This is a genomic window from Nonlabens sp. Asnod3-H03 (assembly GCF_045063665.1).
GTDB lineage: Bacteria > Bacteroidota > Bacteroidia > Flavobacteriales > Flavobacteriaceae > Nonlabens > Nonlabens ulvanivorans.
Genome location: NZ_JBEFOD010000008.1, coordinates 1,442,969 through 1,456,235, shown reverse-complemented (window position 1 = coordinate 1,456,235; position 13,267 = coordinate 1,442,969). Strand labels below are relative to the sequence as shown.

General features: G+C 34.6%; 12 protein-coding genes. 11 read left to right on the top strand and 1 reads right to left on the bottom strand.

Annotated features, from left to right (window positions below):
• Positions 1-2: 2 nt before the first annotated feature.
• The 11 genes from ACJJVI_RS09750 (at position 3) to ACJJVI_RS09700 (ending at position 12,081) form a co-directional block, all read left to right on the top strand.
• A complete protein-coding gene (locus ACJJVI_RS09750; RefSeq protein ID WP_036584964.1) occupies positions 3-1,193 on the top strand; it encodes an acetyl-CoA C-acyltransferase in 1,191 nt (396 codons plus the stop codon).
• A gap of 39 nt (positions 1,194-1,232) precedes the next feature.
• Complete coding sequence (locus tag ACJJVI_RS09745) at positions 1,233-3,047, top strand: acyl-CoA dehydrogenase family protein (protein WP_036584962.1); 1,815 nt, start codon at positions 1,233-1,235, stop codon at positions 3,045-3,047.
• 139 nt (positions 3,048-3,186) lie between these two features.
• The gene (locus ACJJVI_RS09740; RefSeq protein WP_036584961.1) at positions 3,187-4,011 is read left to right on the top strand and encodes a mechanosensitive ion channel family protein; all 825 of its coding nucleotides are present in this window, start codon (positions 3,187-3,189) and stop codon (positions 4,009-4,011) included.
• Positions 4,012-4,185: 174 nt separating this feature from the next.
• Positions 4,186-5,046, top strand: a complete 861-nt coding sequence (locus tag ACJJVI_RS09735) for a mechanosensitive ion channel family protein (RefSeq protein ID WP_042272034.1) — start codon at positions 4,186-4,188, stop codon at positions 5,044-5,046.
• A 147-nt stretch (positions 5,047-5,193) separates the two neighbouring features.
• Positions 5,194-6,534, top strand: coding sequence for a M28 family peptidase (locus tag ACJJVI_RS09730; protein WP_405351685.1), 1,341 nt, complete (start codon positions 5,194-5,196; stop codon positions 6,532-6,534).
• A gap of 177 nt (positions 6,535-6,711) precedes the next feature.
• Positions 6,712-7,296, top strand: coding sequence for a hypothetical protein (locus tag ACJJVI_RS09725; RefSeq protein ID WP_042272031.1), 585 nt, complete (start codon positions 6,712-6,714; stop codon positions 7,294-7,296).
• Positions 7,286-9,061, top strand: coding sequence for a sensor histidine kinase (locus tag ACJJVI_RS09720; protein WP_348021246.1), 1,776 nt, complete (start codon positions 7,286-7,288; stop codon positions 9,059-9,061). Before ACJJVI_RS09725 ends, ACJJVI_RS09720 begins: the two co-directional genes overlap by 11 nt.
• Positions 9,058-9,684 carry a response regulator transcription factor gene (locus ACJJVI_RS09715; protein ID WP_036584952.1) on the top strand — a complete coding sequence of 209 codons (627 nt, stop codon included), beginning with the start codon at positions 9,058-9,060 and terminating at the stop codon, positions 9,682-9,684. The genes ACJJVI_RS09720 and ACJJVI_RS09715 overlap by 4 nt, the downstream gene beginning before the upstream one ends.
• Positions 9,685-9,936: 252 nt before the next feature.
• Positions 9,937-10,968, top strand: coding sequence for an SRPBCC family protein (locus ACJJVI_RS09710; protein ID WP_405351682.1), 1,032 nt, complete (start codon positions 9,937-9,939; stop codon positions 10,966-10,968).
• Complete coding sequence (gene crcB, locus ACJJVI_RS09705; RefSeq protein WP_036584950.1) at positions 10,961-11,332, top strand: fluoride efflux transporter CrcB; 372 nt, start codon at positions 10,961-10,963, stop codon at positions 11,330-11,332. Before ACJJVI_RS09710 ends, crcB begins: the two co-directional genes overlap by 8 nt.
• A complete protein-coding gene (locus ACJJVI_RS09700; RefSeq protein WP_405351680.1) occupies positions 11,332-12,081 on the top strand; it encodes a DJ-1/PfpI family protein in 750 nt (249 codons plus the stop codon). Before crcB ends, ACJJVI_RS09700 begins: the two co-directional genes overlap by 1 nt.
• Here the strand turns inward: ACJJVI_RS09700 and ACJJVI_RS09695 are convergent.
• Positions 12,078-13,184, bottom strand: a complete 1,107-nt coding sequence (locus ACJJVI_RS09695) for an endonuclease/exonuclease/phosphatase family protein (protein WP_405351678.1) — start codon at positions 13,182-13,184, stop codon at positions 12,078-12,080. The genes ACJJVI_RS09700 and ACJJVI_RS09695 overlap by 4 nt on opposite strands.
• Positions 13,185-13,267 lie beyond the last annotated feature (83 nt).

The window sequence follows — 13,267 nt, the reverse complement described above, 5'->3', positions numbered from 1 at the left end:
AAATGACAAACGCATATATAGTTGCCGCAAAAAGAACGGCAGTAGGAAAATCAGGTCGTGGTGTTTTTAGATTTAAAAGACCCGACGAACTAGCAGCAGAAACTATTCAAGGAATGTTAAAAGATCTTCCTGATTTTGATAAAGGACGTATCGACGACATGATCATAGGTAATGCAATGCCAGAGGCTGAGCAAGGACTTAACATGGCACGTCAGATATCACTTCTAGCATTAGAAAGAGTTGATATCCCAGGTATAAGTATCAATAGATGGTGTGCCTCTGGACTAGATGCTATCGGTGCAGCCGTAGCAAGAATACAATCTGGAATGGCTCAATGTATAGTCGCTGGTGGTGTAGAAAGCATGAGTTATGTTCCTATGGGTGGTTATAAACCTGCTCCAGCTTATAGCCTGGCAAAGCAAGGTCACGAAGACTACTATTGGGGAATGGGACTTACTGCAGAAGAGGTTGCAAATGATTATAAGGTTTCTAGAGAAGAGCAAGATCAATTTGCTTATGACTCTCACATGAAAGCCTTAAAAGCACAAGCTGAAAACCGTTTCCAAGATCAAATTGTTCCTATCGATGTAGAAGAAACTTACCTAGACGAGAACGGAAAAAAGAAAACGAGAACCTATACAGTAACTAAAGATGAAGGACCTAGAAAAGGTACAAGTCTAGAAGCTCTTGCGAGATTACGTCCAGTATTTGCTGCAGGTGGTAGTGTTACAGCTGGTAACTCTTCTCAAACTAGTGATGGTGCTGCTTTTACACTTGTAATGAGTGAAGAAATGGTAAATGAATTAGGTATAAAGCCTATTGCAAAACTAGTAAGCTTTGCTGTAGCAGCTGTAGAACCAAGAATAATGGGTATTGCGCCTATAGAAGCTATTCCAAAGGCATTAAAACAAGCAGGTCTTGAAAAAGAAGACATGGCTCTTATTGAGTTAAATGAAGCTTTTGCAAGTCAATCTGTCGCTGTGGTTAGAGAACTAGGTCTTAATAAAGACATCGTTAACGTTAACGGTGGTGCTATTGCCCTAGGTCATCCACTAGGTTGTTCAGGTGCTAAACTATCGGTGCAAATCTTTGATGAGATGCGTAAGAGAGGAAACCAAGGAAAACACTGTATGGTTACCATGTGTGTAGGTACTGGACAAGGTGCTGCTGGTATTTTTGAGTTTTTAAATTAAGAATTACGCTTTCGCGAAAGCGAGATAACAATACATATTATGTCAACAGAAAATAAAATAGAAATGATACGCGGTGGACAATTCATCGTTAAGGAAACAAACCCATCAGAAGTATTTACTCCAGAGGACTTCTCTGATGAGCAAAAGATGATGCGCGATAGTGTAGAAGAGTTTGTAGATAAAGAAATCGTACCGCATAAGGAACGTTTTGAAAAGAAAGACTATGCACTTACTGAAGAAGTAATGCGCAAGGCAGGTGAAATGGGATTCTTAGGAATTGCTGTTCCTGAAGAATATGATGGATTAGGAATGGGCTTTGTCTCTACCATGTTAGTTTGTGATTATATATCAGGTGCAACTGGATCTATAGCAACGGCATTTGGTGCTCATACAGGAATAGGTACAATGCCTATTACTCTTTATGGTACAGAAGAACAAAAGAAAAAATACGTTCCTAAATTAGCTACTGGTGAGTGGTTTGGGGCCTATTGTTTAACAGAGCCTGGTGCAGGATCTGATGCAAATTCTGGAAAAACAAAAGCAGAACTTACAGCAGATGGAAAACACTACAAGATCAATGGTCAAAAAATGTGGATTTCTAATGCTGGATTCTGTAATGTATTTGTGGTATTTGCTCGTCTAGAAGATGATAAAAATATTACTGGGTTTATTGTAGAGAATGATCCTAGCAATGGTATTTCTATGGGTGAAGAAGAGCATAAACTAGGTATACACTCCTCTTCTACTCGTCAGGTATTCTTTAATGATTGCTTAGTTCCTGTAGAAAATATGCTTGCTGGCCGTGGTGAAGGATTCAAAATCGCCATGAATGCACTAAACGTAGGACGTATTAAACTAGCTGCTGCATGTCTAGATGCACAACGTCGTGTGATCACTCTAGCAACTAATTATGCAAATGAGCGTGAGCAATTTAAAACACCTATCGCAAAATTTGGTGCGATTAGAAAAAAGCTAGCTGAGATGGCTACTAACGCCTATGTAGGTGAAAGTGCTTCTTATCGCGCTGCTAAAGATATTGAGAATAGAATTCACTTACGTCAAGAAGAAGGAGCAACATTTGCAGAGGCAGAATTGAAAGGTGTAGAAGAATTTGCTATTGAATGTTCAATCCTTAAAGTTGCGGTATCTGAAGATATGCAAAACTGTAGTGATGAAGGTATTCAAATTTATGGTGGTATGGGCTTCAGTGCTGATGCACCTATGGAAGCTGCATGGCGAGACGCTCGTATCTCACGTATTTATGAAGGTACAAATGAGATTAACCGTATGCTAGCAGTAGGAATGCTTGTTAAGAAAGCGATGAAAGGACATGTAAATCTTCTTGAGCCAGCAATGGCAGTAGGAAATGAATTGACTTCTATTCCTTCTTTTGATACTCCAGACTTCTCAGAACCATTATCTGAAGAAATGGACATGATTAAGAAACTTAAAAAGGTTTTCTTAATGGTGGCAGGTAGTGCCGTTCAAAAATTCGGGACAGAACTAGAACAGAATCAACAACTGTTATTAGCAGCATCAGATATTCTTATTGAAATCTATATGGCAGAGAGTGCTATTCTTAGAACTCAGAAGAACATTGCACGTACAAGTGTAGAAGAGCAAAAAGAGCAAATTGCAATGTCTCAACTATATTTATATAGTGCTGTAAAAATAATACAAAATAGAGCTGAAGAAGGTATTTCAAGCTTTGCTGAAGGAGATGAACAACGTATGATGCTTATGGGCCTTAAGCGTTTTACTAAGTATATCAACCTTCCTAACATTATCGAGCTACGTAATGTAGTTGCAGATAAAGTAACTGGAGAAAATAAATATCCATTTACTAAAGCGTAGTGTATAGTTAAGTTAGATTAAGTTAAGTTGGAACCGCTATCAATATCAATTGATAGCGGTTTTTTTTATGTTAAAATAGCTAGAAGTATTAACAAATCATAAACGTAGATGATATATCCTTAATTTACTTTTGTGCCCTATGAAAGAATTATTAGAAAATTTTAATTTAGAAAAAGGATTTGAACTGATCCTAGAATACGGTATACCTTTAGTTAAGGCAATTCTTATCTACCTGATAGGTAGATGGCTTATTAATAAAGTGCTAAGAGTCACACAAAAATTCATGCTTTTAAGGAAATATGATGTGACGCTTGAAAAGTTTCTTTTAAATCTTATTAAGTGGGGACTTTGGATTCTTTTAATTGTTTCAATAGTAGGGACATTAGGAATACAAACGACCAGCTTTGCAGCAATTATAGGAGCTGCAGGTCTTGCAATAGGATTAGCATTGCAAGGATCATTATCTAATTTTGCTGGTGGTGTATTATTACTTCTATTCAAACCTTTTAAGGTTGGTGATACCGTTGAAGCGCAAGGGATCATAGGTACAATTAAAGAAATTGATATTTTACAAACTAAAGTTATAACTCCACAACGTAAACTAGCTATTATACCTAATGGACCATTACTGAACGGTAATATTATTAACTTTAATACAGAAGGTATTCTTAGATGTGACACGACTATAGGTGTGAGTTATGATGCCGATATTACAAAAACAATCGAGGCACTACGCAAATTAGCTACTGATCACCCATTAGTTCTCGAGGACCCAGCACCACAAATTGTAGTCGCAGCAAATGCAGACAGTTCTATAAATATACACGTGAGACCATATACACTTACTGATGATGTATGGACAGTACATTGGTATTTACAACAAAACTTCAAACCTACCCTAGATGCAATTGGTGTTGAAATCCCTTATCCACATCAGGTAGAAATACAAAAACAAGGATCATAAAAATTCTTCCTAATTGATAAAGCCACTTTATATGAAGTGGCTTTTTTATGCGCTTTTATTGTTCAATGGTATTTATTTTACGATAAAAAACTATTTATACAAAAACTCAATTCTTTTTCAGGCTACTCACTTATCGTTATTAAATTCGTTTTTTTTTAAATCAAAACAATAAAAATGATGCAAGAACCAATCGTAGAAGCAAAAAACGTAGATGTTAATATTGACCCTAGTGGATTTAGTATTGAGAACCTGACAGGCTATGCCTTAGAATATGGAGTACCTTTATTAAAGGCAATACTGATTTATATCATCGGTGCATTTATAATAAAAAAGCTAGTTAAAGTAGTTAGTAAACTAATGGATAAAAAGGATTATGATTTAACCCTTAAAAAATTTCTTACTAACTTAATTAAATGGGTTTTAACTATACTATTAGTCGTTACAGTAGCTGGTACATTAGGCATAGAAACGGCTAGTTTTGCAGCTATATTAGCAGCAGCAGGTCTTGCTATAGGTCTTGCTTTACAAGGTTCATTATCTAATTTTGCTGGTGGTGTTCTTATCTTAATTTTTAAACCTTATAAAATAGGAGATTTAATAGAAGCACAAGGTGAATTAGGTGCTGTAAAAGAAATTGATATTCTAGTTACTAAGTTGATTACACCAGCAAATAAACTAGCCATTATCCCTAATGGTCCTATGGCAAATGGAAATATTGTTAACTATACTGCTGAAGGTAAAATGAGAGTTGATACCACTGTAGGAATAGGATATGGAGAAGATATGAAACAGGCTAAAGATGCTCTTCTTGCTATGTTAGAATCTAATCCTAAGGTACTTAAAGACCCGGCACCTTCTGTTAATGTGAGTGAGCTAGCAGAAAGTTCTGTAAACCTAGCGGTAAGACCATATTGTACACCAGAAGACTATTGGGACGTTTATTTCTGGACTATTGAAAATACAAAACTTGTATTAGATAGAGAGAAAATTGAAATCCCTTATCCACATGCAGTTGAAATACAGAAAGAAGCTTAATCAATTCTTTCTTTTATGTAAAGCCTCAATTTATTTTGGGGCTTTTTTTTTACGCTTTCGCGAAAGCGTTAAATGACATCAATCCTTTAACAATTTACTAAATATTTGTAATGTTCTAGGTATTATCTTAGGGCAAAATTATCAATCATGAAAAACGGTTTTCTTTTATTGCTGTTCATCAGTATGTTTTCAACAGCTCAACTGCCTAGTGCACATCAACAAGATTTATATAAAATTATAGATGAAGTAAGTGCTGATAGAATTGAAAATGATGTAAAAAAGTTGGCTGGATTTGGAACAAGAAATACGTTTTCAGATACCGTATCCAATACTCGTGGAATAGGTGCTGCAAGAAGATGGATAAAAGCAGAGTTTGATAAAATATCTGCAGATTGTGGTGGTTGCCTTGAAGTATTTTACCAAAAAGATCTAGTTACTACAGATATGGGAAATCGCGTTCCTAAAGATGCTTATGTAGTTAATGTAGTTGCCATACAACGTGGAACTACAAATCCTAACGACATGGTCATGATGAGTGGTGATATAGATTCTAGAGCTAGCGATACAATGGACTTTACAACAGATGCGCCTGGTGCAAATGACAACGCAAGTGGTATGGCTGGTACTATAGAAGCCGCTAGGGTTTTAAGCAAGCGCAAGTTCAAAAATAGTATTGTGTACGTAGGTTTAAGTGGTGAAGAGCAAGGACTATTTGGTGGTAAAGGACTTGCCGACTATGCGAAAAAGAAAGAATGGAATGTCATAGGCTTTTTAAATAATGATATGATAGGAAATATTAAGGGTGTAGATGGAGTCATTGACAACAGAGAGTTCAGAATATTCTCAGAGCCTACTGACCCAACTGAAACAGAACGCCAGCGTAATGGTCGTAGGTTTTATGGTGGTGAAGTTGATGGTATTTCTAGACAACTAGCACGTTACATTTATAAATCAGTAAAAACTTATATGCCAGAGATGAAGCCTATGATGGTATATAGATTAGATCGTTTTGGCCGTGGTGGACATCACAGGCCGTTTGCAGATTTAGGTTTTCCAGGTATACGTATCATGGAGGCACATGAAAATTATACACAGCAACATCAAGATATTAGAACAGAGAATGGTGTGAATTATGGTGATGTTGTTGAACATGTCAATTTTCCATATGCCCGTAAATTAACTGCTGTCAATGCTATAAATCTAGCACAATTAGCCTGGGCTCCTACCCGACCTCAAAATGTAAAAATTGGTGGGATTGTAGAAGCTAATGTAAGATTAAAATGGGATCCTGTTAAAGATGCAGTGGGATATAAAATATACTGGCGTGATACAACGAGTCCTACATGGGATCATTCTAGATATGTAGGAGACGTCAATGAATATACTCTAAATGAAATCGTAATTGATAACTCGTTTTTTGGAGTTGTTGCAATAGGTAAAGATGGAATTGAAAGCATGGTCAGTTTCCCTAGTGGCGTTTTTAGGTAGTATATCTCGATTAAAAAATAAAAAAGCCTGTTCTTAATGAACAGGCTTTTTTATGGAATACTTGTTTATTGAACTTAAAATCAGTTACTTTATTAGTTGTAATTATAAATACCCTTTATGGGGTATATAATATCATCACATAATCAACCATATTTAACCAACCAAAAACTCAACCCTATGAAAATTAGAATTGCCATTTTATGCTTATGTACTTTTGCCATATTTTCTTGTAAAAATGAAATAAAAGCAGATGAAGATATTGAAAGTAATGAGCGCAAAAAAAAGGATACAAATAGCGCTATTTTAAAAACCAATCAAGATCCTTATGATTACTGTAGTATTCTAGAAACTTCTGTTCAATTAGCAAATACAGATATGGAAACCTACCATATTGCAGAAACCGGTATCAATGATAATATAGGTTTATCTGCAATGATTTATATGGACGTCAACACTAAAACCATTACTCAGATTGATTTTGAATCTAAAAATAATTTTAAGAATGTAGAAACTGCATCATTTGAAAAAGTTGATGACGAATATGTACTGAAAATAACGCTCTATGAATCACCACAAGCTGGTGATGTATTAACGACTATCACAGCTGCAGTTTTAAACGACGTAAAGCCTACTATGGATTTTAAAACCATTATCGATATTAATGAAGAAGGACTACAGTGTGAAAAGAATAATGTGCTCATTTACATACCTCTTAAAAAAGGTCACTCCTTTAAAAGACCTAGTTTGAGTAGTGGAAACTAGATTTTTTCTATACATAAGCTTGATTTTGTGCTTTACTCAGATAGGGAATTCCCAATCTACCCAATTAGAGTCGTTAGCAAAATTAAATGCTGCATCTAATTTTGTAGAGTCGAAAGAACTAATAAAAACCATGGATACTCTTGCTTTTTCAAATACTGAAAAAGCAAGGTATTATTATGAAAATGCTATAATAGAATCCAATACATCGACTGATTTAATGCATTCTTACAAGCTGTTATTGTCAGCAAAAAGAAATGTTCCTGAAGACTCTCTAGAGCTTAGGTTTAAGATCAATGACGAACTTATCTATACTTACCTTTCAACTATTGAAAATGCGCTGCCGTTTGAAGATCTAGTTAGAGAAAACTGTGATATTGCTCACCTCTCACAAGATCCTAAAATGCTGGTGAATTGTGACTTTTATTATATATATAATGAAGATTATGAGACTGAGGCAAGTATTGAGCGTTCAATAGGCAGATTACACCATTCAAAATATATCGCTAAAGAAAATGATTTAATAGATATGGTGAAAAGCATTGAATTGAATCTAGGTATTTTATACGACCTCGCAAATCGCAAAGACTCTGCTTTATATTATTTTAATTCATTAATCCCTTACTATGAACAGCAAGAAGATTTTGAAACACTTAAAGATTTATATAACAGTAAGGCTCAAACTTTAAAGCAATCTAAAAGATACGAAGAGGCTATTTATTACTACAATAAATCTTTAAATGACCACTACCCTATTGATAATCAAGAAAAAATGGTCATGGTAACTCGAAACTTAGCTGAGGCTTATTACCTTAATAAAAACTATGAAGAAAGTGCCACATTGTATCGTGATAAAATAAGAATTTCAGATTCTCTGAAAACCGTCGCGGCGGCAAGATCCTTAGAAGAACTAGAAGCAAAATATCAAACCACTCAAAAAGAAAAAGAAAATCTAGAACTTAAAGCTGATAAAGAAAAACAACGCAATCAAATTTATGCACTCTCAGGAGCAGCAATAATTTTGTTACTATCTGGTGGCCTCATCTACAACAACCAACGAAAGAAAAAATTAATTGCTCAGAAAGAGCAAATAATCCAAAAAAGTCGTGCCGATACCATTCTTAAAAATCAAGAATTAGCAACCATAGATGCTATGATTACGGGACAAGAAAAAGAACGTAAAAGACTCGCAGAAGAATTACATGATGATCTAGGAAGCACATTAACCACTGTCCGACTATACTTTGAAAACTTAAAAGAACAATTCAGTGAAGAAAAATCCGAGCTAGTTTTTAATCGAACAGAGAATCTACTAGATGAAGCATATGAAAAAATACGTCTAATGTCTCATACCAGAAATAGCGGTGTCATGGCTAGTAAGGGATTGATTCCTACTTTGGAATCGCTAGCACACAAAGTTTCACAAGGCGGAAAAGTACATGTAGAGGTATTACATCATGGTCTGGATCAATCCTTAGAAAATAGCCTAGAACTTACTATCTTTAGAATATTGCAAGAATTATTAAGTAATATCATTAAACATGCACAAGCTACAAATGCTGTAATCAGCCTTACCGCATATGAAGACAGTATTAATATTATGGTCGAAGATGATGGTATAGGGTTCAAAAAAGAATCAAATCAAGAAAATGCTGGTATAGGTTTACATAATATTGAAAAAAGAATTGAAGATTTAGATGGTACCATAGAAATCGATTCTCAATTAAATCACGGAACTACTGTTAATCTAGATATACCCCTAAAATGATAAGATTACTAATAGCCGAAGATCATCAATCGCTCATAGATGGTCTTTTATTACTATTTAAAGATGTTCAAGAGATTGAAGTCGTAGGTACCGCAAAAGATGGTAAAGAGTTACTTGAAAAATTAGATTTTAAAAAGCCAGATGTTCTATTAACAGACATTAGTATGCCACGTATGAATGGTGTTGAATTGTGTAAAAAAGCATTAAAAATACGTCCTACCTTAAAAGTAATTGCCTTCTCCATGTTTAATAACGAAGATGCGATACGAGAAATGATTAAAGCCGGCGCTTATGGTTATATATTAAAAACCAGTAGTCTGCAAGAAGTCAAAACTGCTATAATTAAAGCAAGTAAAGGACAACGATACTTTGATGCTTCTATTAATATCAATGAAATAGAAAGCAATGAAATTTCTAATAATAAAACAATACTGTCACCTAGTGAAACGAAAATTTTAAAGTTAATAGCACAAGGAAAAACATCATCAGAAATTGCCGAAATACGATTTACAGCTGTTAGCACAATTATTAAACATCGTAAAAATATTATTCAAAAACTAGGCTTACAAGGCAAAGGAGAGCTGTTAAGATATGCTTTACAAAAACACCAGCATTACAAGTGATTCACAATTGTTAAATGAAATATTTGTTTTTACTAGAAATACTTTAAAATATACCCATTAAAGGGTATTTTATAAATACACAAACTACTTTAACTTTGAACTGTTATACAAGATTGAATAGGAATTATTTCCTTATACAATAATTTTAGGGGGAAGGAAGTCCTGATAAGACTTTCTCATTTACGGTCGGAAATCTTTTCCGGCCGTTTTTTTTATGCTTAATCGTATATTTGATAAATCAAAATTCCCTAAATGAAAGTCCTTAAATACCTCTTTCTCTTTATACTAGTAATTATCATAGGTGCAGCAGTATATTTTTCTTTACAAGATGGCACGTATTATATCACAGAAAAGAAAATAATTAAAGCACCACCAGAGATGATTTATGAAGAAATTTCAGATTTTAAAAACTGGAACCATTGGAATCCATGGACTAATTCTACTGAAGTAACTAACACGTTAGGTGATATAACGACAGGTATTAATGGAAACTATAGTTTTAAAGATGAATACGGTAATGGTTCTATGACAATTACTGCTTTAGAACCCAACAAAAGTGTGGAGTCGGAAATGGAATATCATACTAGTATTTCTGATTCAAAAAGTGTCGTAACAATGACATTAAACCCAGTGCCTGAAGGGACAGAAGTTGTTTGGAATATTAAAGGTGAAGATGGCTTCAAAAATAAGGTTATGAATTTTATTCTAGGATTAGATCTAGAAGAGGAAATCAGACCTATGTATAAAAAAGGCCTCAATAATATAGAAGAATATCTATTAGTAGAAATGAAAAAGTACGAAATCAGTAATCCTGGATTAGTTGATTATGGAGGTGGTTATATACTTTATCAAACAACCTCTACTAGCATGGATAAATTTTCTGGTGAAATGGCAATCATGTTACAAGATATTATGAAGTACATGAAAGAAGAAAATATATCTATGTATGGAATGCCTATGAGTATTTATGAAAAATTTGATCATAATAACAACAGTGTAATTTTTTCTGCAGCTATACCGGTAAGAGATCGTGTAATTCCAGCGACAGACGCAGCGGTATTATGTACTTATATAGAGCCTACAAGAGCGGTTAAGGTTACCTTAAAAGGTACTTATGACCACTTACAAGAAACATGGGATAAGGGACAATTATTTATGGCACAACAAGGATATATACCTGGATTACAAGCACCATTTGAGGTTTATAAGACAGATCCGGCTTTAACACCTAATCCAGCAGATAACATCACTGAAATATATTTACCAGTTGTAGAAAATGATTAAGCAGCTTCTTTTAGTATTTATTGGTGGAGGCTTCGGTTGTGTACTACGTTTTTTATTTTCTGTATGGATTAATACAGATCAGATCAAATGGATACCTACTATTGTTGCTAATGTTATAGGCTGTTTTTTGTTAGGTTTATTTCTATCACTTTCTCATAAAAACATACTAGATAGTCATGGCTATATTTTATTAGGAATAGGCTTTTGCGGTGGCCTAACAACTTTTTCTACCTTTTCTGTAGATGTATTTAAACTCACTAATGAATCTAATTATTTAGGAGCCTTAATTTATCTACTATTAACTATTATTCTAGGATATATAGCCGTTTACTGTGCTTATTATCTAGGCAAACAACTTAATTAATGCCTAAATTATTTATCACCACACTGTGCTTTTTCATTTTGATATCGTGCCAGCAAGAACAAAAACCTGTATTAACCACCACGAGCTCAACTCAGCACAAAGCTCCTACTCTATTAAAAGACGCCTATAATGTAGGTTTTTTAGTGATGGACGGTACTTTCAATACTGAACTGACTGCTCCATTCGATATTTTTCAACATACACGCTTTCGCGAAAGCGTAAAACCAATGAACACATTTACAGTTGCACAGTCTAAAAATATTATCACAACATTTGAAGGATTGAGGCTGCAGCCAGATTATGATTTTACTAACGCACCTCGAATTGATATTTTAGTTATTCCAAGTGCCGAGCATCATCTAGATAGTGACTTAGATAACATTGAGGTAATAAATTGGATTAAACAAACTGGTAGTGCTGCCACTTATATAACATCACATTGCGATGGCGCGTTTATGCTTGCACAAGCAGGCCTATTAGACCATGTGGTGTCAACCACATTCCCTAGTGACGTCCATAAAATGAGGGAAAGATTTCCAAATCTAGACATACGCGAAAATGTATGGTTTGTACACGATGGTAAAGTAATTACAAGTGCTGGTGGTGCACGATCTTTTGAAGCTGCTATGTATTTATGTGACGTACTTTACGGGCCAGATGTTACAAATGATCTTGCTGGTGGTTTAGTGTTAGAATACAATCTTGCAGACTATCCACATCTTATAATAAATCAAGAAAAAGAAAATTAATCGCCTGCATCTTTTATAGCATCAGGTAACTCTATAAGATTTTCTATTCCGGATTTTTTCATTTGTTTTTTCACATCTTGCCAGTCCTCTTTTGTAGGTTCTTTAGGTGCTTGATCTTCCGCCAGTTCTGGTTCAAAAGTTAATATAGCCCATGATGGAAAGTGGTCACTTTCAAAATTAGTACCTGTTCCAGCATCCTTTAACCTAAATTCTGGAGAGGTAAGAATATGGTCTAGTGGCCATCGCATTAATGGGTACTGTGCATGGTAAGTGTTATAAAAACCTCTACCTATCCTTAAATCTAACAGCTTACCAATCGTTTTAGTAAGTTGAGTGCTATCAGACCAGGCAACATCATTAAAATCCCCTAAGACGATTACTGGAATTTCAGAATTATGACTTGCCATAGCCGTTAAAATCAACTCTTTATCGCGATCTGTACTCATAGGATTGTGCTGTGGCATCGGTGGCGTGGGATGTATGGCATATAGCTGAAACGGTTTTCCATTTCTCATAATCACTTTAGCCTCTATAGAAGGTATATCTGGATCGACTTTAAATCTAATTTTAGTATCGGTAAGTTCTAATTTTGAATAAACCAACATACCATAAGTATTATCCTGTGGTTGTTCAATCTTAAAAGGATAGGCCTCACCGATTTGCTGATTGATTTCTTCACTCCATCTTTGGTCGGTTTCTGTAAAAACAATAAGGTCTGGTTTTTGCTCCTTAATTTCTTGATAAAGATTATCACCGCTATCATTTTTCTGTAAAACATTAGCCGTATAAATCTCAATTATTGAATCCTCATTGACATGCTCAGAACTATCTTTTACCTCAACTTTTACAAAAGGTGTGTAATCGATAAACTTTACAAATTGAAATATAAAACAGCCTATTAAAATACTTATGTAGGCATAATCGTTTACCCATTTGGGTTTAAACGTAAAGAAATATAGAAGGATGGCCAAAAGTGTAAAAGCCGTGAGCTGTAAATGTGGAAAGTCAAAGATGCGTATCCACCAATAGTCTACAGCAATAAGAGGTAACAAACTTAATAAAGCAGCTATTAAGCCTAAAACCTGAAAAATTTTCCTCCACATAAACGTTTTATGTTAAAGATAATGAGTATTACCATTTAACCGTTTATAGTTGAGGAAAATTTAAGTTTATTTGTTAAATTTTA